The sequence below is a fragment of the Microbacterium gubbeenense DSM 15944 genome, from assembly GCF_000422745.1.
GTDB lineage: Bacteria > Actinomycetota > Actinomycetes > Actinomycetales > Microbacteriaceae > Microbacterium > Microbacterium gubbeenense.
Genome location: NZ_AUGQ01000002.1, coordinates 111,313 through 132,007 on the forward strand (window position 1 = coordinate 111,313; position 20,695 = coordinate 132,007).

The window sequence follows — 20,695 nt, forward strand, 5'->3', positions numbered from 1 at the left end:
TCGCGGGTCGTGGTGGCGAACCGAACCGGTGCGGGCGAATCGCCCTGCGCACCCGCCCCCGCGGATAACGAGCACTATTCTACGGCATCAACCCGCGAATCGCGCGTGGACGTGATCTGAGAAGCGACCACGCGGTCTCGACATCGTTCTGCATCTGCGCCTTGAGCGGCTCCATGCCGTCGAACGCGACCATTCCGCGGATCCGATACGAGAAGCTCACGTCGACCGTGCGATCGTAGAGATCGAGGTCATAGCGCCCGAGAACGTGAGCCTCGACGACCCGCTCCGGCACATCGTCGAACGTCGGATTCGTTCCCACGGAGATCGCCGCGGGGAACTGCGCCCCGATCGCGAGGTCGCCATCGGGCGGCATGACGGCCACCCACCCCGCATATACGCCGTCGGCCGGGACGAAGCCCGTGAGGTCGGGCGCGAGGTTCACGGTCGGAAAGCCCAGTTCGCGCCCGCGCTGCAACCCGCGCACGACGCGCCCGCGGACCGCGTGGGCATGGCCGAGGATCTTCGCCGCGCGCTCGACGTCGCCCTCGGCAAGAAGCTCGCGGATCCACGTGGACGACACGCGCCGCCCCGTCGCCTGGTCGCCGCTCGCGACGTCGGCGATGACCGCGACCGTGAACCCGTGCTCCTTGCCCATCTCGGCGAGCATGTCGGGGTTGCCCTTGCCGCCCTGCCCGAACCGGAAGTCTTCCCCCACGAGCACGCGCGTCGCACGCAGCCCGTCGACGAGGTAGCGCCGCACGAACTCCTCCGCGGGAACGGCCGCGAGGCGCTGATCGAACTCGAGCACGAGCGTCGCATCGAGCCCCGTCGCCGCGAGCAGGTCGATCTTCTGGCCGACGCCGACGACGGGCTCGGGGCAGTGCTCGGGGGCGATCGTCGCGAGCGGGTTGCGGTCGAAGGTCACGGCCACGGTGCGCGCGTCGCACGAGGCGGCATCGATCAGCAGGTGGTCGATGATCGTGCGGTGCCCCGCGTGCACGCCGTCGAACTTGCCGATGGCCACGACAGTGTCGCCGAAGTCGCTCGGCAGCTCTGATGGGTCGCCGACGACGATCATCGCATCTCCTTCTTCCGCTGTGAAGCCAGGTACCAGATGCCGAACAGCGGCAGTACGAGCGGGATCCACACGTAGCCGCTGCCATAGTTCGACCAGACAGTCGCGTCGGCGTGGAACACGTCGGGCAGCACGATGCTCAGCGTTCCCACGATGACGACGCCGGCGAGTTCGAACAGCACCGCGAACCACGCCGTGCGGTACCAGCCGCGGCTGCGCGAGAGCAGCAGGGCGATCGTCGCGAGGATGTAGACCACCGCAGCGGCGGCGCTCAGCAGGTACGGCACCGGCGCCTGCTCGAAGCGGCCGGCGATCTGCACGAACGAACGACCGGTCGCGGCAAGCGCCATCACGGCGTAGACGAATGTCAGGACCGTGCCGATCCCGGTGATGCGGCGCGACGAGCGGGTGTCAGTCATATCAGTCACAGTTTATGGCGTCACGCGAGCGGCATCGTCCAGATGACGTGCATGCGGTACGTCATCACGGCGACGGCGAGCGCGAGAACGCCCATCACAACGACGCTCCACTTGCCGCGATCGACGAACGCCCAGATGATGCCGGCGATCGGCAGCACCGCGGCCGAGACGAGATAGGTCCAGAACTCGAGCAGGCTCCCGGTCGGCGCGTTGCCGACGAACGGCGCCACGATCGCCACCACGACCTGCGCGATCAGCAGCAGCTGGACGATGACCATCGATCCGATCGATACGTCGCCCGGGCGGCGTCCGGCGAGCCCGATCACGAGGCAGAGCGCGCCCGCGACCACCGCGACCGCGATCTGCGCGATCGTGAACCACAGGATCATCGTTCGACCTGCGGCATGTTCATGGTGCTCTTCATCGCGGATCCGCGTCGCTCGACGACGCCGACCAGCGCGCCCGACGGATCGATCGCCGCGCGCAGGCCATCGAAGCGCTCGGGCGCGTCGATGCGCTTCCCGTGCCGCAGGTCGCGCGCCTCGTCGGCGCTCACGTCGAGGGATCCGAGCACGCGCGACGCGACCTCGGCGGGCGCGACGAGCGACGCGTCCTCGAGATCCTCGACGGAGAACGCGCTGTCGACCGCGAACTCCCCGATGCGGGTGCGGCGCAGGCGTGTGAGGTGCCCGCCCGTGCCGAGCGCGGATCCGAGGTCGCGCGCGAGCGCGCGGATGTAGGTGCCCGACGTGCAGTCGACCTCGACGTCGACGTCGATGTGGTCCGCCTCCCGCGTGATCGAGACGATCTCGAACCGCGAGATGGTGACCTCGCGCGACTTCAGTTCGACGTCTTCCCCGGCGCGCACGAGGTCGTAGGCGCGGCGCCCGTCGACCTTGATCGCAGAGACCGCGCTCGGCACCTGAGAGATCGTGCCGGTGAGCGCGGCGACGCCGTCGCGGATCCGTTCTTCCGTCGCCTCCGCGACGGATTCCGCGGACGCCCGCACGTCGATGTCGCCGTCCGCGTCGTCGGTCGTGGTCGTCTGACCGAGCCTGATGGTCGCGAGATACGTCTTGTCGAGGCCGACGATGAAGGTCAGCAGCCGGGTCGCGTGCTCGACGCCGACGACGAGCAGGCCGGTCGCCATGGGGTCGAGCGTGCCCGCGTGCCCGACTTTGCGCGTGCCGCGCGCGCGGCGCGTTCGGGCGACGACGTCATGACTGGTGATGCCCGACGGCTTGTCGACGAGCAGGATCCCGGGTTCCGCCATGTTCGCCACCTTATTCTGGTCAGATGCCCGAAACCTCCGAGCCCCCCGTCTCGTCCGCACCGCTGGGCCAGTTGGACCCCGTCACGCTGTACGGAATCCTGCGCTTGCGCGCCGACGTCTTCGTCGTCGAGCAGGAGTGCCCTTATCCCGATCTCGACGGCCGAGACGTCGAGGACGGGGCGCTGCAGCTCTGGATCGAGGAGGACGGCAGGGTGCTGGCGACGGCTCGTCTGCTCTCCGAGGGCGACGACCGGCGGATCGGCCGCGTCGTCACGAGTCGGGACGCGCGCCGGTCCGGCTACGCCGCGCAGGTCCTCGCCGAGGCGATGCGCCTGGCTGAGGGGCGCGCGATCCGGATCGACGCGCAGTCGCACCTCGAGTTCTGGTACGCGCGCTTCGGGTTCGTCGTCACCGGGCCCGAGTTCCTCGAGGACGGCATTCCGCACGTGCCGATGACCCGCTCGGCGCTCTGACGCCGGTCAGGCGCAAGGTTCGTACGACGGCTGTTTGCCGGTGAGCGTGGAGACCGCGACCGCCCCGTCGTACCCATCGCGATATGTGAACACGAGCTTGCTCGTCTCGTCGTCGATGACGACGTAGGAGTTGTCGGCGATGTCGGACGGCTGCTCGGTCGCCTTCTCGTATGCGCCGAGCACCTGTGCCTTCGTCGAGCCGAGGCCGAGATCCTCTTCCGTGCGCGGCCCGACTCCCATGGTGTCGCCGATCCAGCCGACGCTGACCTCGACGACGTCGTCAGTGCCCTTGAACCGATCCTTGATCACGATCACGTCGTATGCGTTGTCCTCGGCCACGCCGTATGCGACGCCGTCGCATGTGTCGAGGGTGCCGATGCCGCTCGGTTTGATCTCGTCGAGCACGTCGGGGAAGTCGTCTCCGACGTTCACGGGGCCGATTCCGCTGTCCGTGATCACCCACGAGTCCGGATCCGCCGGGTCGTCGGGTTCGATCTCTTCCGGCGTGGGCGTCGGCGAGGTCGTGAACGGCGATGTCCCGACCGAGGCCGACGGCGACGATTCCTCCGGGACGGTGGGGGCCGTGCGCGAGCACCCGGCGAACGCCGTGATCCCCATGACGAGCGCAACGGCCGCTGCCGCGATGCGGCGCGCTCCGACGTTCGTCATAAATATCTCCGGGGGTTTCGATGTGTCGCGTTCCAACCCTCGACGTTACGCGCCAAAAGACACAGCACGGTTACGAATGCGCCCGGTTTGGCAACCGTTCCATCACGATCCGCTCTCCGTAGACTGTGAGGATGCGCGCGAACGATCTGTCCGAGGCTCTCGTGCCCTGGTATCGCGCCACGGCGCGGGATCTGCCCTGGCGACGGCCCGGATTCGGCGCGTGGGGCACCCTCGTGAGCGAGTTCATGCTGCAGCAGACTCCCGTCGCGCGCGTGATCCCGCTGCTCGAGACCTGGCTCGAACGCTGGCCGACGCCGACAGATCTCGCCGACGCCTCCCCCGCGGAGGCCGTAACTCGCTGGGCGAACCTCGGCTATCCGCGCCGTGCGCTTTGGCTGCACCGCGCGGCCACCGAGATCCGCGATGTTCACGAGGGCATCGTTCCGCGCGACGTCGACCAGCTGCTCGCGCTGACCGGGATCGGCGACTACACGGCGCGCGCCGTCGCGGTCTTCGCGTACGGCGATCGGCATCCGGTCGTGGACACGAACACGCGCCGGGTGATCGCGCGCGCGATCGATGCGAAAGCGCTTCCCGGCCCGGCGCACCGGCGCGACCTCGAGCACATGGCGGATCTCCTGCCCTCTTCACGCACGGATGCGGCGATCATGAACGCCGCCATGATGGAGCTCGGGCAGGTCGTGTGCACCGCGCGGTCGCCGAAGTGCGGTGCGTGCCCGATCCGCGCGTCGTGCGCGTGGGTCCAGGCAGGATCCCCCGTCACGCCCGACACCCGTCGCAAACAGGCGAAGTACGAGGGCAGCGATCGTCAGGCGCGCGGCGCCCTGCTGAAGGCGCTCCGCGACGCGGCGCCGGATCCTCTCCCCCGCGCCGGCCTTCTCGTCGACTGGCACGACCCCGAGCAGCGGGAACGCGCGCTGATCTCGCTCGAGAATGACGGGCTGATCGAGCCCGACGGCGAGCTGGTGGGTTTGCCGACGCGCTGAGAAATCACCGAGGCCCTGACGAAATCTTAAGAATCGTCAGGGCCTCGGCGAAAAGTCAGGCGCTCGGCAAACGGCTACGCCTCGTCGTCGTCCTTATACGGATCCTCATCGCCCGCGTACGAAGCATTCTCGGCGAGGGAATGCACCTGCGCGTCGCGCTCGCGCGCCTCGCGCAGCAGCTCGCTGAGGTGCGAGGCCTCCTCCGGGAGGCCATCGGGAATGAACTCGAGCGTCGGAGTGAGGCGCGTGTTGAGCTGTCGCCCCACCTCGCTGCGCAGCAGGCCCGTCGCGGCCTTGAGCGCGGCGGCGGTGCCCTCGCGCTCCTCGTCCGTGCCGTAGACCGTGTAGAACACGCTCGCCATCTGCAGGTCGCCCGTGACGCGTACGTCGGTGATCGTCACGAAGCCGAGGCGCGGATCGCGCAGCCCCTTCTGCAGGCGCTCTGACAGCACAACGCGGATGCGATCCGCGACGCGCGCCTGCCGTTCGAAACCGGCCATTTCTGTTCCCCTTCCGGAACCAAGATGCCGGGTGGCCCAGAAGGACCACCCGGCATCCAGCGTATGCGATCAGCCGCGGGGCTTCTCGATCATTTCGATCGTCTCGATCTCGTCACCGATCTGGATGTCGTTGTACTTGCCGAGGCCGATACCGGCCTCGAAGTCGGTCTTCACCTCGGTCACGTCATCCTTGAAACGACGCAGCGACTCGATGGCCAGGCCATCGGCCAGCACGACACCCTCGCGGATGATGCGGGCCTTCGCGTTGCGCGTGATGGTGCCGCTCTTGACGAGCACACCGGCGATGTTTCCGACCTTGGAGGAGCGGAACACCTCGCGCACCTCGGCGAGACCGGCCTGCGCCTCCTCGAACTCCGGCTTGAGCATGCCCTTGAGCGATGCCTCCACGTCGTCGATCGCGTTGTAGATGACGTTGTAGAACCGGATGTCGACGCCCTCGCGAGCGGCGGCCTCGCGGGCCTTCATGTCCGGACGGACGTTGAAGCCCAGCACGATCGCGTTATCGATCGTGGCGAGGTTGATGTCGCTCTCGGTGACCGCACCCACACCGCGGTGGATGATGCGCAGCTGCACGCTGTCGTCGACCTCGATCTTCATCAGCGACTCCTCGAGCGCCTCAACGGCACCCGAAACGTCACCCTTGATGATGAGGTTGAGCGACTCGACCTTGCCCTCCTCGAGCGCCTTCGTGAAGTCCTCGAGCGACATGCGCTTGCGGGCCTTCGCCAGGGCGGCGTTGCGCTCGACAGCCTCGCGCTTCTCGGCGATCTGACGGGCGGTGCGGTCGTCCTCAGGCACGAGGAACAGGTCGCCGGCTCGGGGAACCGAGTTGAGGCCCTGCACCTGGACGGGGCGCGAGGGCGCCGCTTCCTGAATGCGATCGCCGTGCTCGTTGATCATGGCGCGAACGCGGCCGTATGCCGTGCCCGCGACGATCGGGTCGCCGACGCGCAGCGTTCCGCCCTGCACGAGGACCGTGGCGATGGATCCGCGGCCCTTGTCGAGCTTCGCCTCGATCGCGATGCCGCGCGCTTCCTTGTTGGGGTTCGCGCGCAGGTCGAGACCGGCGTCGGCGGTGAGGAGCACGGCGTCCAGGAGATCCTGGATGCCCGTTCCCTGACGCGCCGACACGTCGACGAACATGACCTCTCCGCCGTACTCTTCGGCGACCAGGCCGTACTCGGTGAGCTGCTGGCGCACCTTGCCGGGGTTGGCCTCGGGCTTGTCGACCTTGTTGACCGCGACGACGACCGGAACACCGGCTGCCTGCGCGTGGTTCAGCGCCTCGACCGTCTGCGGCATGATGCCGTCGTCGGCCGCGACCACGAGGATCGCGATGTCGGTGACGTCAGCACCGCGGGCGCGCATGGCCGTGAAGGCCTCGTGACCCGGGGTGTCGATGAACGTGATCGCGCGATCGTGGCCCTCGTGCTCGGTCCAGATCTGGTACGCACCGATGTGCTGGGTGATGCCACCGGCCTCGCCCTCGATCACGGTCGTGTTGCGGATCGCGTCGAGGAGCCTCGTCTTACCGTGGTCGACGTGACCCATGACGGTCACGACCGGCGGCCGGATCTCAAGATCCTCGTCATCCTCATCGAGCTCTTCCTGCTCGAGGTTGAGACCGAAGCTCTCGAGGAGCTCCTTGTCCTCGTCCTCGGGCGAGACGACCTCGACCTTGTAGCCGATCTCGGAACCCAGTACCTCGAACGTCGACTCGTCGAGCGACTCGGTCGCCGTCGCCATCTCACCGAGGTGGAACAGCACCGTCACAAGGTTGCTCGGGGGTACCGAGACGCCGTGCATGACCTCGAGCTTCTCAGCGAAGTCGGCGATCGATGCGCCGCGGCGCATGCGGATAACGGTGTCGCCGTTGCCGCGCGGAACCTTGACTCCGCCGACAACCGGCGCCTGCCGCATTTCGAATTCCTGGCGCTTCGCCCGACGCGACTTGCGCTGACGCGACTTGCCGCCGCCCTTACCGAACGCACCAGCGGTGCCGCCACGGCGACCACCGGGACCCGGACGACCGGCGAAACCGCCACCGGGACGGAAACCGCCACCGGCACCGGGGGGGCCTCCGCCGCCCGGACGCTGCTGGAACGGAGCACCGCCGCCCGGACGACCGCCGCCGGCACCGCCGGGACGACCGCGACCGGGGCCGCCGGGGCGACCGCCCGGCTTCGGCGCGCCGGGGCGCGGAGCCTGGGGCTTCGGGGGGCGCGGGATGTTGCCGGGCGTCGGGCGCTGGCCCATGCCCTGCGACGACGCGAACGGGTTGTTGCCCGGGCGCGGGCCGCCGGCGGGGCGCTGGCCCATGCCCTGCGACGACGCGAACGGGTTGTTGCCCGGGCGCGCGCCGGGCTTCGGCGCGCTCGAGTCACCGGCGGCAGGCTTCGCTGCTCCCGGCTTGGCCGCACCCGGTGACGGGGCGGACGACTTCGCGGCGGGCTTCGGTGCGTCGGCGCCGGGCTTCGGCGCGTCGGAAGCTGCCTTCGGTGCCTCCGCGGCAGGCGTCGGCGCGGCCTTCGGAGCCTCTGCGGGCTTCGGGGCTGCCTTCGGCTTCGCGGGGCCGGGCTTCGGTCCGCCCGGCTTGGGGGCGCCCGACTTCGGCGCGGCGGCCTTGGCGGCCGGCGCCTTCTCGGCGGATCCCTCAACGCCCTCGAACGCCGCGCGCAGCTTGCGCGCGACGGGCGGCTCGATCGTCGACGACGGGCTCTTCACGAACTCGCCGAGCTCCTTGAGCTTTGCGAGAGCGGTCTTGCTATCGACGCCGATTTCGGCCGCGATCTCATGTACGCGTGGTTTTGCCACAATTCTCCTGTCTGGGCGGTCTACCCAGACAGGGCAGACCTCTTAACGGCGGACGGGTCTCATTTCGAGCCGTTCACTTGATTTCCATAGCTATTCAGCCGATCTGTGAGAGTCTGCGTGTCGAGTGGCCCCGGCACACGGAATGCTCGTACGAATGCTCGTCGCTGGATGGCCAGCTCCATACATTTGCGGGCCGGATGGACCCATGCGCCCCTCCCCGGCATCGAAGCATGCTCGTCGATGACGAGCCGATCTTCGGTGGCGATGACCCGCTGAAGCACGGATCTGGAGTCACGCGTGCGGCATCCGACGCACGTTCGTACAGTGTCCATCCTACACGGTCTCCCCGTACGCGAAGCTGTCGACGTGTCGCAGCGCGTCAGTCCTCGTCAAGGATGCTGTCGGGCTGGATGTCGATCTTCGCGCCGGTGAGCTTCGCGGCGAGGCGGGCGTTCTGGCCCTCCTTGCCGATCGCGAGAGAAAGCTGATAATCGGGCACGAGAGCGCGCACCGCGCGCGTCTTCTCGTCGATCACGAAGCTCGAGGACACCTTCGCGGGGCTCAGCGCGTGCGCGACGAACGTCGCGAGGTCAGGGTCGTAGTCGACGATGTCGATCTTCTCGTTGCCGAGCTCGTCCTGCACGGCGCGCACGCGTCGGCCGAGCTCGCCGATGCATGCACCCTTGGCGTTGATCGACGGGTCTTCCGCAATGACGGCCATCTTCGTGCGGTGGCCGGCCTCTCGTGCGAGCGAGGTGATCTCGACGAGGCCCGACGCGATCTCGGGCACCTCGAGGGCGAACAGCTTCCGGACGAGTCCGGGGTGGGTGCGCGAGACCGTGATGGCCGGCCCCTTGTTGCCGCGGGCGACGCTCGTGACGTAGACGCGGATGCGCGAGCCGTGCGTGTAGTCCTCGCCGGGAACCTGCTCCTCAGGGGGCAGGATCCCCTCGACCGTGCCGAGATTGACGTGGATCATGCGCGGGTTCGTACCCTGCTGCACGACGCCGGCGACGATGTCGCCCTCCTTGCCGCGGAACTCTCCGAGCACGGCGTCGTCGGCGATGTCGCGCAGGCGCTGGCTGATGACCTGCTTCGCGGCGTAGGCGGCGACCCGACCGAAGTCTTCGGGGTTCTGCTCCTCTTCGCCGACGACGGCGCCCTCGTCGTCGGTCACGGGCGTCATCACCGCGACGTGGCCGGTCTTGTGGTCGAGCTCGGCGCGGGCGCCAGCGGGCAGCTCGCCGGTCTGGGACGTGTGCTTCGCGTAGGCGGTCAGCACCGCCTGCTCGATGATCCCCACCAGTTCCGTGAACGGAATCTCTTTCTCACGCTCGATCGAACGCAACAGAGCAAGATCAATCTCCACAGCAGCCTCCCTATTCAGCTCTCCCACCTGACGACATGCGCGTCGGTGCCCATCGACGATACCCGATGAGATGCCGAAGGAGCCTGGGCGTTCGCGTCCGCGCGCGCCCAGGCTCCCGATCGTGCCGGATCAGCAGGTGCCGAGAGACTCCCACGGGCCCCACGGCGTCGACGGAGCCTGGTTCCGCGTCCACCACTTCGCCTCGAACACCTCGCCGCCGGAGACGACGTGCTCGCCTCCGGTGTAGACCTGCGAGCTCGTCCACGTGCTCACGTCGCCCTCGGCGCACGCGACCGTCGCGCCCTGCTCCATCCAGGATCCCCAGGGCGACGACCCCGGGCGCTCGGTCGTCCACCACTGCGCAACGTAGGTCGTGCCGTCGAGCGAGACGACATCACCGCTGTCGTACACCTGACCCTGCTGCCACTCGTCTTCGGCGGGCGGCTCTTCCGCGCCCGCCGCAGCGATACCGACGAGGATCGGGTTGTGGTCGCTCGCGCGGAACACGCTGTCGTCGTACAGCTGGGTCGCGTTGTAGTTGTAGCGGCTGTACTCGTACCCGACCTGTTCCTGGCCGTTGATCTGCCAGACGTCGACGCCCGTGACGAGGTCGAGCGCGGCGGAGTTGGCGAACACGTGATCGAGCGAGCCGTCCATGCCGTCGAAGTTGTACGTCGCCTCGCCGCCGTTCAGCGCGTAGTTGAGGTTGGTGAAGCCGGCCGCCTCGATCTTTCGCGCGGGATCCTCTGCCGCGTACGCGTTGAAGTCGCCGGCCAGGAACACCGGCTCGATGCCGGTCGTCTCCTGCACGTCGGCGCTGAAGGCGACGAGCGCCTCGGCCTGGCGCACGCGATCGGGGTTAGCGTTGCCCTGCCCAGTGCCGTCGTCGACGCCCGACCCCTTCGACTTGAGGTGGTTGGCCGCGACGAGGAAGGCCTCGCCGTCTGCGGCGCCGTCGGCCTTGAAGCCCTGGAACAGCGGCTCGCGCGCGTTGTCGAAGGCAGGGTCGTCGACGAGGATGTGCGATTCGCCGACGAGATCGACGTCGCCCGCGCGGAAGATGAAGGCGTTGCGGATGACGTCCTCATCCGAGGGAAGCGCCTCGGGGCTCGCGGCGTAGTCCCATGCACCGGATCCGTCGGCCGCATTCAGCGCGTCGACGAGCGCCTTCACAGCGAAGTCGCGATCCTTGCCGAAGTGCGCGGAGTTCTCGATCTCCTCGAGCGAGACGATCGACGCGCCCGAGGCGCTGATCGCCTTCACGATCTTCGCCTGCTGCCGCTCGAGGCTCTCGCTCGTCGCCGCGCCGCGCGGGCCGTTGGGCTCGCACCGGTTCGCCGCGATGGGCTCGCGGTCGCGGTCGGTGTAGAACGAGCACGTTCCGAGGCCCGAAGCGACGAACTCCTCGGCCGTGGTCGGGAAGTAGTTCAGCACGTTGAACGTCGCGATGCTGAGGTCTCCCCCGACCTCCTGCGGACGCTCGTTCGCCGCGCGCTCGTCGGAGAAGGTGACGGCTTCGGATCCGTCGCCTGTGATCGGCGTGAGAGGCTGCAGGGCCCAGCCGCCGAAACGGTAGTCGAGCACGAACGGGCGCTCGAAGGTGACGTGCGATCCGACGCGCACGGGGTTGTCGGCCGTGAGGTAGGACAGCGGTGTGTCCTTCTGGCTGTTGAAGTTGGTGCTGCGCGCGTCATCGAGCGTGATCGACTTCGCCGCGTTCTCGGCCACGCGCGCGGCGATCGCCTCGGTGTCGTGCGGGTCGATGTCGGACGTCGGCTGCCGCAGGGTCTCGTCGCCGAGCGCGAGCCCGAACGAGCCGTAGAAGTTCGCGTCGTAGTTGTCGGTGACGGTGAAGGGCGCGTCGAAGTGGACGAGCTCGCTCTCGTGCGCGCGCTTGCCCTCGTCCGTCGCCACCGCCTCCCAGTCCGTGAGCGGAACGATCTCGCCCAGGGCCGCAGGCAGCACCTCGATCGCGTCGACCGTGATCTCGGTGAGGCCCTCGTACTCGCTGACCTCGCCCGTCACGGCCACGCTCTGGCCGATCTCGGCGCGCGCCTTATCGCCCCAGATGAACACGGCATCGGACGCGCCGTCTTCCGGGTCGCCCGCCGGATCCTGCATCGTGAAGCCGTTGAAGCCGCCGTCGCGCCAGTCTGCCGTGACGACGCCCTGCACCGTGACGGTCTGCCCGGCCATCGGCGATGCGTCGCCCTCGCCCTGGACCTCGGCGATCGTCGCGTCGACGGCTTCGCCCGGCTCGGGCTCCTCGGGCGTCGATCCGCCCGACTCACCGGCCGCGTTCACGGGCGTCGGCGCGCCCACGGCGAAGTCGGTTCCGTTGTCGTTGGAGTCGGCGCCGTCGGTGCGCGAGGCGCTCGTGGTGTTGTTGAGCGCGGCGCTCGGCGCCGTCTCGAACGACACCGCGGATCCGAAGCCGAGCATGTCGACGAGGCCGTCGGCGCCCGCGAGGTCGCCCTCGGTCGCCGGGAACTGTCCGGTGCCCTCGAACAGATACACGCGGCCGTTCGACCCGGACATGTTGATGCGGCCGGTCTGGTCTGCCGTCGGCAGCGGATCGCCCTCCCCGTTGCCCTCGGCAAGCTGCACCAGGAAATGGGCGCCAGGCTCGACGGTTCCATCCAGCGCGAGCGAGCCGCCCGAGCCGCCCGCCGCCGACTTGTACTCGAGGCTCAGCCCGGCCAGGTCGATCGCCTGATCGGTCGGGTTGAACAGCTCGACGAAGTCGTTCGTGAGCGGCGCGCCGCTGTTGCCGCCGCCCCCGAACGCCTCGCTGATCACGAGACCGGATCCGTCTGGTGCGGCGATCGCCGCCGACGGGACGACGGCGATTCCGGCCGCCGCGAGGCCCGCGCCTGCGAGCAGGGCCGCCCCTCGGCGCGTGTGGTGAGCGGTCCGATGCGACATGTGTGCGGCTCCCGAAGAGATAGGCGTGTACCGAATGACACATCAGCGTGTCACCGGAAAGTTGCCCCCGCGCGTCCGGTTGGTGAAGCGCTGGGGAACTGCCACGATCCTGCCCCGAACCCCTGACACGCGAAAGGGGCCCGCCTGAGCGAGCCCCTCTGCGCGCCGGCGTCAGGCCGTGAGCCGGGCGATCGCCTCCGCGAGCGGGAGCGTCTCACGCTCGCCCGAGCGGCGATCCCACAGCTCGACCTCGCCGTTGACCGCGGCGCGACCCGACACGACGATCTGCGGCACGCCCAGGATCTCGGCGTCGCCGAACTTCACGCCGGGAGACACCTTCGGTCGGTCGTCGAACAATACGTCCTTGCCGGCCTCCTCGAGCCCCTCTATGAGCGAATCGGCGAGGTCGTACGCCTCCTGGCCCTTGCCAGTCGCGACGACGTGGATGTCGAACGGGGCGATCGCCTCGGGCCAGATCAGACCCTTGTCGTCGCTGAACAGCTCGGCGATCGCGGCCATAACGCGCGTGATCCCGATGCCGTACGAGCCCATCGTCACCGTGACCAGCTTGCCGTTCTCGTCGAGCACCTTGAGCCCGAGCGACTCGGCGTACTTCCGACCGAGCTGGAAGATGTGACCGATCTCCATGCCGCGCTCGAGGGTCACGGGGCCGGATCCGTCGGGGGCGGGGTCGCCCTCGCGCACCGTCGCCGCCTCGATCGTGCCGTCGGGCGTGAAGTCGCGGCCCGCGACCAGCCCGTACACGTGACGATCGTCGGCGTTCGCGCCGGTGATCCATGTGGATCCGTCGACGACGCGCGGGTCGACGAGGTAGCGGATCCCCGTGGCGGACTTCTCGCCGAGAACGGCTCCGGTCTCGCTCCACGGGCCGATGAAGCCGCGCACGAGAACCGGATTCTTCGCCAGGTCCTCGGCGGTCGCAGGCTCGACCTCGGCCGGCGCGAACGCCACTTCGACGCGCTTGTCGTCGATGTCGCGGTCGCCGGGCAGCCCGACGACGACGAGCTCGCGGGATCCGTCGAGGTGCGACAGCGCCAGCACGACGTTCTTGAGCGTGTGCGCGGCGGTCCAGCCGCCCTCCGGCGCGCCGGGAACGGTCTCGTTGGCGTGGTTGACGAGCGTGGCGATCGTCGTGGTGCCGGGCGAGTCATAGATGACGGGCGCCGGCGCACCGGCGAAGTCGATGGGATCCGGTACCAGCGTCGTGAACGCCTCGACGTTCGCGGCGTATCCGCCCGCGCTGCGCACGAACGTATCCTCGCCGACGGGAGTCGGGTGCAGGAACTCCTCGCTGCGGGATCCGCCCATCGCCCCGGCGTCGGCCTTGACGATCACGTACTCCATGCCGAGGCGCGTGAAGATGCGCTCGTAGGCGTCGCGCTGCGCGTCGTAGCTCGCGTCGAGCCCGGCGTCGGACGCGTCGAAGGAGTAGGCGTCCTTCATCGTGAACTCGCGGCCGCGCAGCAGACCCGCGCGCGGACGCGCCTCGTCGCGGTACTTGTCCTGGATCTGATAGATCGACAGCGGCAGGTCCTTGTACGACGAGTAGAGGTCCTTCACGAGCAGCGTGAACGCCTCCTCGTGCGTGGGCGCGAGCAGGTAGTCGGCGCCGTGGCGATCGTGCAGGCGGAACAGCGCGTCACCGTACTCGTCCCAGCGACCCGACTGCTCGTAGGGCTCGCGCGGCATGAGAGCCGGGAAGTGCACCTCCTGCGCACCCGCGCGATTCATCTCCTCGCGCACGATCTGCTCGATCCGCGCCTTCACGCGGAGGCCGAGCGGGAGCCACGCGAAGATACCCGGGGCCTGGCGCCGGATGTATCCGGCACGCACCAGCAGCTTGTGACTGCGCACCTCGGCATCGGCGGGATCATCCCGGAGGGTACGGACGAAGAGCTTGGAGAGACGAGTGACCACGGACTGAGTCTATTCCGTCGGGCGGAGGCGGATGTTCGCGAATGCCCCCGTGGTCGTTATGGTGCGTCAGAACGACCACGGGGCACTTCCGGAACCTACTCGGGGCGCGCGGGCTTCGGTTTCACCAGCTTCAGACCGATGACCGCGCCGACGATTCCGGCGATGAACAGCACGCGATAGCACGTGATCGGCTCGGCGCCCGTCGCCATCGCGTAGATCACGGTGAGGGCGGCGCCGGTGCCGGTCCACACGGCGTATGCGGTGCCGATCGGGATATCGCGGGCCGCATATCCGAGGCCGATCATGCTCGCCGTGAGCGCGACGAGGAACACGACCGTCGGAACCGGCTGGGACAGCCCATCGCTTTCGCCGAGGGCCGTGGCCCAGACGGCCTCGAGCACCGCGCTGATGATGAGGACGACCCACGACATCAGCTCACCGCCTTCAGCCCGATGACGCTCGCCACGAGCAGCGCGAGCAGGGCGCCGCGCGCGAGGGTCAGTCGCTCTTCCTTGCGCACGACGGCGAGCAGCACGGTGAGCACGGCGCCGATCCCCACCCAAACGGCGTAGGCGGTGCCCGTGGGGATGCGGCTCATCGCGAAGGCGAGACCGGCCATGCTCACCACCAGCGAGACGACGAAGACGACCGACGGCCACAGCTTCTTGAAGCCCTTCGACGCCGACAGCGCCGTGGCCCACACCGCCTCGAGCATTCCCGAGGCGACCAGAACGATCCATTCCATAGCGGATCCTCCCACCGGGGTCGTCCCCGAACTTCAGGAAGTCGGCCGGGTCGTCCCGTCCGGCACGCAGGATCCGCGTACAGCTCCAGTCTATCGTCGGCCAGGAGACAGCGCCGCGGGACGCCATAATGGCATCCATGCGCCCCATCTTCATCGCCGGCCCCGTGTCATGGAACACACTCGTGATGCTGGACCATCTGCCGGAACCCGTGCCGCACATGCAGTTCGCCACGCGCGACTGGCAGACTCTCGGTGGCACGAGCGCGGGTAAGGCCCTCAGCCTCGCCGGACTCGGGCGCCCCGTGTATCTGCGCACCCTCCTCGGAGACGATGCCCCCGGTAGGCGCATTCGCGAGGCACTGTCCGCGACAACCATCGAGTTGGATGTGGTGCCTGCTCTCGAGACAGAACGCCATCTCAATCTCATGACTCCTGCGGGAGAACGCGTCTCGCTCTACCTGGCTACGCCAGATTCGTCGGGCGACGCACCCGATGACGACATGCTCACGGCGATGTCCAGAGCCGCCGCGATCGTGCTCGATCTCTCAGCGGAAGGGCGCCGTCTCATTGCCGCGGCACAAAGGCAACGCGAGACGACACTCTGGGTGGACCTCCACGACTACGACGGCCGCGATGACTTCCACCGCCCCTTCTTGGAGGCGGCCGACGTCGTTCTCTGCAGCGAGGATCGGCTGCCTCGACCCACAGAGTTCCTTCGCTCATGCGTTGAGAGCGGAGCATCGCTCGCCGTATGCACCCGCGGCGCGGATGGCGCGGTCGCGGTCGACGATTCAGGACGGGTCTACAACGTCCCCGCGCCGTCCGCGACGGTGATCGACACGAACGGCGCGGGTGATGCGTTCTTCGCAGGGCTGCTCAATGCGCGCCTCGACGGGCGGGGCGTCATCGAATCCCTGGAAGCCGCGTCGGCAGCCACGGTTCCCGTGCTCGCATCGCGGCATCTCCACCCGCTCTTGGAGTCCGTCCTCCCGGCAAGCGGCGCGCTCTGACGAGTCCCTATCACGGACGAATCCGTTCGCGAATCCGGTTCTGGATCTCTTCGCGCGGGAGGGTCGCGTCGATGACGAGGAAGCGTTCGGGCTCGGCGGCCGCGAGCGCGAGGAACGCGTCGCGCACGCGCGTGTGGAACTCGGCTTTCTCCGCCTCCAGGCGGTCGAACGGCTTGTCGTCGGCGTCGAGGCGGCGGCGCGCCACCGCGGGATCCAGATCGAGCAGCACCGTGACGTCCGGAAGCGCCCCACCCGTCGCCCAGAGCGAGAGCTCGCGAACCTCGTCGGCGCCGAGAGCGCGCGCGGCGCCCTGATAGGCCACCGACGAGTCGAGGTATCGATCCTGAATCACGACCTCGCCGCGTTCGAGCGCCGGACGCACGATTGTGTGGATGTGGTGGGCCCGGTCGGCGGCGAACAGGAGCGCCTCCGTGCGGTCATCGAGTTCACCGCGGGAGTGAAGCACGATCTCGCGGATGGTCTTGCCCGCCTCGGTACCGCCAGGCTCACGCGTGCGCACCACCGCGCGCCCCTGTTGCTCGAACCACTCCCGCAGCAGCTCCGCCTGGGTGGTCTTGCCGGTTCCGTCGCCACCCTCGAAGGTGATCCAGAGGCCGTCAGTCATGTGTGTTCTTCCTGCGAGAGAACCGGCGCCGCGAGAACGGGAGGATTCCTGCGCGACGCCGGCCCCTGGGGGCCTACGCGCCCTGTGCCTTTTTCTTTGCTGCGTTCGCGGCGCGGGTCGCGGCGGCCTTCTTCGCGGCGGCGGATCGGGCCGCGGCCTTCTCCTCGTCGGTCTTCGGCGCGGCCTTCTTCGCGGTCGTCTTCTTCGCCGTCGTGGACTTCGCGGCCGTCTTGCGCGCGGTCGTGCGCTTCTTGGCCGGGCCCTTCGCACGCTTGTCGGCGAGCAGCTGCACGGCGGCCTCGAAGTCGACGTCGTCGACGTTCGTGCCGCGAGGGATCGTCGCGTTCGTCTCGCCGTCGGTGACGTACGGTCCGAAGCGGCCATCGCGGATCCGTACGGCCTTGCCGCTCGCCGGATCCTCCTTCTCGAACTCCTTCAGCGCGCTCGCGGCGCGACGGGCGCCGTACTTCGGCTTCGTGTACACCTCGAGAGCTTCCTCGAGCGTGATGTCGAAGATCTGCTGCTCCGCCTCGAGCGAGCGCGAGTCGGCGCCCTTCTTGAGGTACGGACCATATCGGCCGTTCTGCGCCGTGATCGGCTCTTCGCTCGTCGGGTCGATGCCGACGGTGCGCGGCAGGTTCAGCAGCTTCAGCGCCGTATCGAGCTCGATCGTCTCGGGCGACATCGACTTGAACAGCGACGCACGACGCGGCTTGGGGGCCGCTGCCTTCTTCGTCGTCTTCTTCTTCGGCGCCTCGGCGACCTCGCCCGTTGCGGGGTCGGCCTCCGGATCCTCGGGCTCGGTCTCCTCCAGGTACGGACCGAAACGGCCGTCCTTCACGACGACGACCTTGCCGTTGTCGGGGTTCTCGCCGAGCACGCGGTTGCCCGCGACGGGCGCGTCCACGAGTTCCTGTACCTTTTCGGGCGTGAGCTCGTCGGGGGCGAGCTCTTCCGGCACGTTGATGCGGCGGGGATCCGCGTCGGGCTTGTCGGGATCGGTCACCTCGAGGTACGGGCCGTACTTGCCGAACCGCAGCGTGGCGGTGTCGGTGATCGGCGTCGCGTTCAGCTCACGGGCGTCGATCTCGCCGAGGTTGTCGACGATTCCGCGCAGACCCGGGTGCTCGTCGCCGCCGTAGTAGAAGCCTTTCAGCCACTCGGATCGGTCGGCCTCGCCGCGCGCGATGCGGTCGAGGTCCTCCTCGAGCTCGGCGGTGAAGTCGTAATCGACGAGTTCGCCGAAGTGGCGTTCGAGCAGGCGGATCACGCTGAACGCGAGCCACGTCGGCACGAGTGCCTGGCCGCGCTTGGTGACATAGCCGCGATCGAGGATCACACCGATGATGCTCGCGAACGTCGAGGGGCGGCCGATACCGCGCTCCTCGAGCGCCTTGACCAGCGTCGCCTCTGTGTACCGAGGCTTCGGCGAGGTCTCGTGGTTCTTCGCCTCAGCGTCGTTGACGTCGAGCTCGTCGCCCACGACCACCTGCGGCAGCTGCTGGTTCTGGTCCTCGTCGCCCTTGTTGCGCTTCTCGTCGGCGCCCTCTTCATACGCCTCGAGGAAACCCTTGAAGGTGTAGACGGTTCCGGAGGCGGTGAAGCCGAGCTTCTTGCCATCCGCCGTCTGCTCGAGCGTGACGGTCGTGGTCTCGAGCTTCGCGTCGCTCATCTGGCTCGCGATCGTGCGCTTCCAGATCAGGTCGTACATGCGCTGCTCGTCGCGACCGAGCTGGCCCGAGACGTCTTTCGGCGTGCGGAAGGTGTCCCCCGAGGGACGAATCGCCTCGTGCGCCTCCTGCGCGTTCTTCGACTTCGACGCGTACACGCGCGGCTTGGCGGGGATCGCTTTATCGCCGTAGAGCGCGACGGCCTGCGAACGCGCGGCCTGCACGGCCTGGGCGCTGAGGTTGATCGAATCCGTACGCATATAGGTGATGTACCCGCGCTCGTACAGGCTCTGCGCAACGCTCATGGCGATCTTCGCCGTCATGCCGAGCTTGCGCCCGGCCTCCTGCTGCAGGGTCGACGTCGTGAACGGCGCGTACGGGCGGCGTGTGCCGGGCTTGGCCTCGACGTTCGCGACCTTCGCGGATCCTGCGGCGTCGACGGCCTTCGCGAGCGAGACGGCGTCGTCTTCGCCCAGCACGACGACGGCGCGCTTCAGCTCGCCCTTGTCGTCGAAGTCACGGCCCGATGCGAGCGGAGCGCCGTCAATGCGCGACAGCCGGATCGAGAACCCGGTGTCGGCGCGCGAGGCGGTCGCGGAGATCGAGCAGTACCGCGCCGAGACGAACGCCATGCGCTCGCGCTCGCGGTCGACAACCATGCGAGTGGCGGCCGACTGCACGCGGCCCGCGCTGAGAGTCTGACCCGATGCTCCGGATCCGACCTTGCGCCAGAGCACGGGCGACACGTCCCAGCCGTACAGGCGGTCGAGCACGCGGCGCGTCTCCTGGGCGTCGACGAGCGAGATGTCGAGCTCGCGCGTGTCATCGACGGCCTTCTGGATCGCGTCCTTGGTGATCTCGTGGAAGACCATGCGCTTGACCGGAACCTTGGGCTTCAGCGTCTCGAGAAGGTGCCACGCGATGGCCTCGCCCTCGCGGTCGCCATCAGTGGCGAGCACGAGTTCGCTCGCCCCCTTGAGAGCCCGTCGCAGTTCGGTGACGGTCTTCGTCTTGCGGTCGCTGACCACATAGTAAGGAGTGAACCCGTGTTCGACGTCGATCGAATACTTGCCGAACGCCGCTCGGTCCTTCTCCGGGATGTCGCGCTTATCGGCGAGATCGCGGATATGACCGACCGAGCTGAGCACCTCGTAGTCGTCACCGAGATACCCCTGGATCGAGCGCATCTTGGTGGGCGACTCGACGATGACGAGTTTCTTACCGTCTGGCAAAGCGGGTCCTTTCTTCGAAGCACACCATACACACCGCACACTGTGCACAGCCGCGGGTTCTCGCCGATGATGTGCTGCATCACGGTGACTCCGCCTCGAGTGGCGGCCCGGCCCTTGCGGCCGCGGCGACAGGAAATCGAGCGTACGTCATCGAGATGCGCACGGTCGCGACGAGACCATCGATATTGCACGACGTGACACTCGCTCCCTGCGCCGAGACTACCTGGGCGGCGCGGCCGCATGGGTCGCCGGTGGCGAATCCCGCGAGTGCGTCGGCCGCGGCCAGTGCCGCCGCGTCCGCGATTCCCGCGGCGCGCTGCCCGGCAACGGCTGCTCCCCCGACGACCGCGAGTCCCATCGCGAGGGTCGCGGCGCACCCGATGGCCCCGGCTGTCAATACACTCGCGCCCACGTCACAGCCCTCCGTCGAGCGCGCAGCTCTTCGCCCACACCGGAACCGTGACGACCGAAAGCACGACGTTCGCGCTCGCCGTCACGCAGATGAGGTCACCGGATCCCTCGACAGTCGCAGAAGCGCCCTCGACGGCGGATCCGACAACGCCCGAGGCGCGGTCCGGCTCGCCGCGCGCCGCCAGCCGCGCCGCGTCCGCCGCCGCGTCCTGCAGCCGCACGGACACGGATCCGGCCATGAGCGCGCCGATCCCGAGAACGACCACGATCAGGAGGGCCGGCAGCGCGACCGCGAACTCCGCCGATGCGGAGCCGCGGTCGCGCAGCGACAGTGTCATGGCGTCTGCAGCGCCTTCTCGACGATTCCCTGCAGCAGCGACTGCACACTGCCAGAACGCATCACGGCGACGAGTACGCCCGCGATGGCTACAGCGGCCATCGTCACGATCGCGTACTCAGCCGTGGATGCTCCTTCCTCGTCGGTCCAGAGATCTGTCATGGGGTGTCCTTTCTATTGGG

General features: G+C 68.4%; 21 protein-coding genes. 3 read left to right on the forward strand and 18 right to left on the reverse strand.

What is annotated here, in order from left to right:
• Positions 1-79: 79 nt before the first annotated feature.
• Genes G510_RS0102520 through truB form a run of 4 tightly spaced genes read right to left on the reverse strand, consistent with a single transcriptional unit; the run spans position 80 to position 2,767 of the window.
• Positions 80-1,078, reverse strand: a complete 999-nt coding sequence (locus G510_RS0102520; protein ID WP_029152314.1) for a bifunctional riboflavin kinase/FAD synthetase — start codon at positions 1,076-1,078, stop codon at positions 80-82.
• Positions 1,075-1,494, reverse strand: coding sequence for a hypothetical protein (locus G510_RS0102525; RefSeq protein WP_029152315.1), 420 nt, complete (start codon positions 1,492-1,494; stop codon positions 1,075-1,077). Before G510_RS0102525 ends, G510_RS0102520 begins: the two co-directional genes overlap by 4 nt.
• A gap of 20 nt (positions 1,495-1,514) precedes the next feature.
• Positions 1,515-1,883 carry a hypothetical protein gene (locus tag G510_RS0102530; RefSeq protein ID WP_029152316.1) on the reverse strand — a complete coding sequence of 123 codons (369 nt, stop codon included), beginning with the start codon at positions 1,881-1,883 and terminating at the stop codon, positions 1,515-1,517.
• Positions 1,880-2,767 carry a tRNA pseudouridine(55) synthase TruB gene (gene truB, locus G510_RS0102535; RefSeq protein WP_029152317.1) on the reverse strand — a complete coding sequence of 296 codons (888 nt, stop codon included), beginning with the start codon at positions 2,765-2,767 and terminating at the stop codon, positions 1,880-1,882. Before truB ends, G510_RS0102530 begins: the two co-directional genes overlap by 4 nt.
• Positions 2,768-2,790: 23 nt before the next feature.
• On the opposite strand from truB, the gene G510_RS0102540 reads away from it, so the two are divergent.
• Complete coding sequence (locus G510_RS0102540) at positions 2,791-3,240, forward strand: GNAT family N-acetyltransferase (protein ID WP_029152318.1); 450 nt, start codon at positions 2,791-2,793, stop codon at positions 3,238-3,240.
• A gap of 6 nt (positions 3,241-3,246) precedes the next feature.
• Here G510_RS0102540 and G510_RS0102545 read toward each other — a convergent pair whose 3' ends face one another.
• Positions 3,247-3,909 carry a hypothetical protein gene (locus G510_RS0102545; protein ID WP_029152319.1) on the reverse strand — a complete coding sequence of 221 codons (663 nt, stop codon included), beginning with the start codon at positions 3,907-3,909 and terminating at the stop codon, positions 3,247-3,249.
• A 131-nt stretch (positions 3,910-4,040) separates the two neighbouring features.
• Between G510_RS0102545 and G510_RS0102550 the strand changes: the two genes are divergently transcribed.
• The gene (locus G510_RS0102550; RefSeq protein ID WP_036321692.1) at positions 4,041-4,916 is read left to right on the forward strand and encodes an HhH-GPD family protein; all 876 of its coding nucleotides are present in this window, start codon (positions 4,041-4,043) and stop codon (positions 4,914-4,916) included.
• A gap of 74 nt (positions 4,917-4,990) precedes the next feature.
• Here the strand turns inward: G510_RS0102550 and rbfA are convergent, their stop codons facing one another.
• The 8 genes from rbfA to G510_RS0102585 all read right to left on the reverse strand — a co-directional run bounded on the left by rbfA (position 4,991) and on the right by G510_RS0102585 (position 15,228).
• Positions 4,991-5,416, reverse strand: coding sequence for a 30S ribosome-binding factor RbfA (rbfA, locus tag G510_RS0102555; RefSeq protein WP_029152321.1), 426 nt, complete (start codon positions 5,414-5,416; stop codon positions 4,991-4,993).
• Between the two features lie 69 nt (positions 5,417-5,485).
• Positions 5,486-8,251 (reverse strand): translation initiation factor IF-2, encoded by a 2,766-nt coding sequence (infB, locus tag G510_RS0102560; protein ID WP_029152322.1) that lies wholly within the window; start codon positions 8,249-8,251, stop codon positions 5,486-5,488.
• A 59-nt stretch (positions 8,252-8,310) separates the two neighbouring features.
• Entirely contained in the window at positions 8,311-8,583 is a 273-nt protein-coding gene (locus tag G510_RS17765; protein WP_084644163.1) for a YlxR family protein, read from the reverse strand.
• Between the two features lie 47 nt (positions 8,584-8,630).
• Complete coding sequence (gene nusA / locus G510_RS0102565) at positions 8,631-9,620, reverse strand: transcription termination factor NusA (protein ID WP_029152323.1); 990 nt, start codon at positions 9,618-9,620, stop codon at positions 8,631-8,633.
• A 129-nt stretch (positions 9,621-9,749) separates the two neighbouring features.
• Positions 9,750-12,545, reverse strand: a complete 2,796-nt coding sequence (locus G510_RS0102570; RefSeq protein ID WP_029152324.1) for an ExeM/NucH family extracellular endonuclease — start codon at positions 12,543-12,545, stop codon at positions 9,750-9,752.
• 171 nt (positions 12,546-12,716) lie between these two features.
• Positions 12,717-14,483: a proline--tRNA ligase gene (locus G510_RS0102575; RefSeq protein ID WP_029152325.1), complete on the reverse strand. Its 1,767-nt coding sequence runs from the start codon at positions 14,481-14,483 to the stop codon at positions 12,717-12,719.
• A gap of 95 nt (positions 14,484-14,578) precedes the next feature.
• Positions 14,579-14,914 carry a DMT family transporter gene (locus tag G510_RS0102580; protein WP_029152326.1) on the reverse strand — a complete coding sequence of 112 codons (336 nt, stop codon included), beginning with the start codon at positions 14,912-14,914 and terminating at the stop codon, positions 14,579-14,581.
• On the reverse strand, positions 14,914-15,228 hold the full coding sequence (locus tag G510_RS0102585) for a DMT family transporter (RefSeq protein ID WP_029152327.1): 315 nt from the start codon (positions 15,226-15,228) through the stop codon (positions 14,914-14,916). The genes G510_RS0102580 and G510_RS0102585 overlap by 1 nt, the downstream gene beginning before the upstream one ends.
• 137 nt (positions 15,229-15,365) lie before the next feature.
• On the opposite strand from G510_RS0102585, the gene G510_RS0102590 reads away from it, so the two are divergent.
• Positions 15,366-16,238: a carbohydrate kinase family protein gene (locus tag G510_RS0102590; protein ID WP_245563214.1), complete on the forward strand. Its 873-nt coding sequence runs from the start codon at positions 15,366-15,368 to the stop codon at positions 16,236-16,238.
• 10 nt (positions 16,239-16,248) lie between these two features.
• Here G510_RS0102590 and tmk read toward each other — a convergent pair whose 3' ends face one another.
• The 5 genes from tmk to G510_RS17770 form a co-directional block, all read right to left on the reverse strand.
• Positions 16,249-16,863 carry a dTMP kinase gene (tmk, locus tag G510_RS0102595; protein ID WP_029152329.1) on the reverse strand — a complete coding sequence of 205 codons (615 nt, stop codon included), beginning with the start codon at positions 16,861-16,863 and terminating at the stop codon, positions 16,249-16,251.
• Positions 16,864-16,936: 73 nt separating this feature from the next.
• A complete protein-coding gene (topA, locus tag G510_RS0102600) occupies positions 16,937-19,765 on the reverse strand; it encodes a type I DNA topoisomerase (RefSeq protein ID WP_029152330.1) in 2,829 nt (942 codons plus the stop codon).
• Between the two features lie 79 nt (positions 19,766-19,844).
• A complete protein-coding gene (locus tag G510_RS0102605; protein ID WP_036321696.1) occupies positions 19,845-20,177 on the reverse strand; it encodes an Rv3654c family TadE-like protein in 333 nt (110 codons plus the stop codon).
• Between the two features lies 1 nt (position 20,178).
• Positions 20,179-20,514: a TadE family type IV pilus minor pilin gene (locus tag G510_RS0102610; protein WP_029152332.1), complete on the reverse strand. Its 336-nt coding sequence runs from the start codon at positions 20,512-20,514 to the stop codon at positions 20,179-20,181.
• A complete protein-coding gene (locus G510_RS17770; RefSeq protein WP_084644164.1) occupies positions 20,511-20,675 on the reverse strand; it encodes a DUF4244 domain-containing protein in 165 nt (54 codons plus the stop codon). Before G510_RS17770 ends, G510_RS0102610 begins: the two co-directional genes overlap by 4 nt.
• Positions 20,676-20,695: the final 20 nt, after the last annotated feature.

Excerpts from the sequence above, each read along its gene's own strand:
- G510_RS0102520 (WP_029152314.1), bottom strand. The coding sequence starts at position 1,078 with ATGATCGTCGTCGGCGACCCATCAGAGCTGCCGAGCGACTTCGGCGAC.
- G510_RS0102525 (WP_029152315.1), bottom strand. The coding sequence starts at position 1,494 with ATGACTGACACCCGCTCGTCGCGCCGCATCACCGGGATCGGCACGGTC.
- G510_RS0102530 (WP_029152316.1), bottom strand. The coding sequence starts at position 1,883 with ATGATCCTGTGGTTCACGATCGCGCAGATCGCGGTCGCGGTGGTCGCG.
- truB (WP_029152317.1), bottom strand. The coding sequence starts at position 2,767 with ATGGCGGAACCCGGGATCCTGCTCGTCGACAAGCCGTCGGGCATCACC.
- G510_RS0102540 (WP_029152318.1), top strand. The coding sequence starts at position 2,791 with ATGCCCGAAACCTCCGAGCCCCCCGTCTCGTCCGCACCGCTGGGCCAG.
- G510_RS0102545 (WP_029152319.1), bottom strand. The coding sequence starts at position 3,909 with ATGACGAACGTCGGAGCGCGCCGCATCGCGGCAGCGGCCGTTGCGCTC.
- G510_RS0102550 (WP_036321692.1), top strand. The coding sequence starts at position 4,041 with ATGCGCGCGAACGATCTGTCCGAGGCTCTCGTGCCCTGGTATCGCGCC.
- rbfA (WP_029152321.1), bottom strand. The coding sequence starts at position 5,416 with ATGGCCGGTTTCGAACGGCAGGCGCGCGTCGCGGATCGCATCCGCGTT.
- G510_RS17765 (WP_084644163.1), bottom strand. The coding sequence starts at position 8,583 with ATGGACACTGTACGAACGTGCGTCGGATGCCGCACGCGTGACTCCAGA.
- G510_RS0102570 (WP_029152324.1), bottom strand. The coding sequence starts at position 12,545 with ATGTCGCATCGGACCGCTCACCACACGCGCCGAGGGGCGGCCCTGCTC.
- G510_RS0102580 (WP_029152326.1), bottom strand. The coding sequence starts at position 14,914 with ATGTCGTGGGTCGTCCTCATCATCAGCGCGGTGCTCGAGGCCGTCTGG.
- G510_RS0102585 (WP_029152327.1), bottom strand. The coding sequence starts at position 15,228 with ATGGAATGGATCGTTCTGGTCGCCTCGGGAATGCTCGAGGCGGTGTGG.
- G510_RS0102590 (WP_245563214.1), top strand. The coding sequence starts at position 15,366 with ATGCGCCCCATCTTCATCGCCGGCCCCGTGTCATGGAACACACTCGTG.
- tmk (WP_029152329.1), bottom strand. The coding sequence starts at position 16,863 with ATGACTGACGGCCTCTGGATCACCTTCGAGGGTGGCGACGGAACCGGC.
- G510_RS0102610 (WP_029152332.1), bottom strand. The coding sequence starts at position 20,514 with ATGACACTGTCGCTGCGCGACCGCGGCTCCGCATCGGCGGAGTTCGCG.
- G510_RS17770 (WP_084644164.1), bottom strand. The coding sequence starts at position 20,675 with ATGACAGATCTCTGGACCGACGAGGAAGGAGCATCCACGGCTGAGTAC.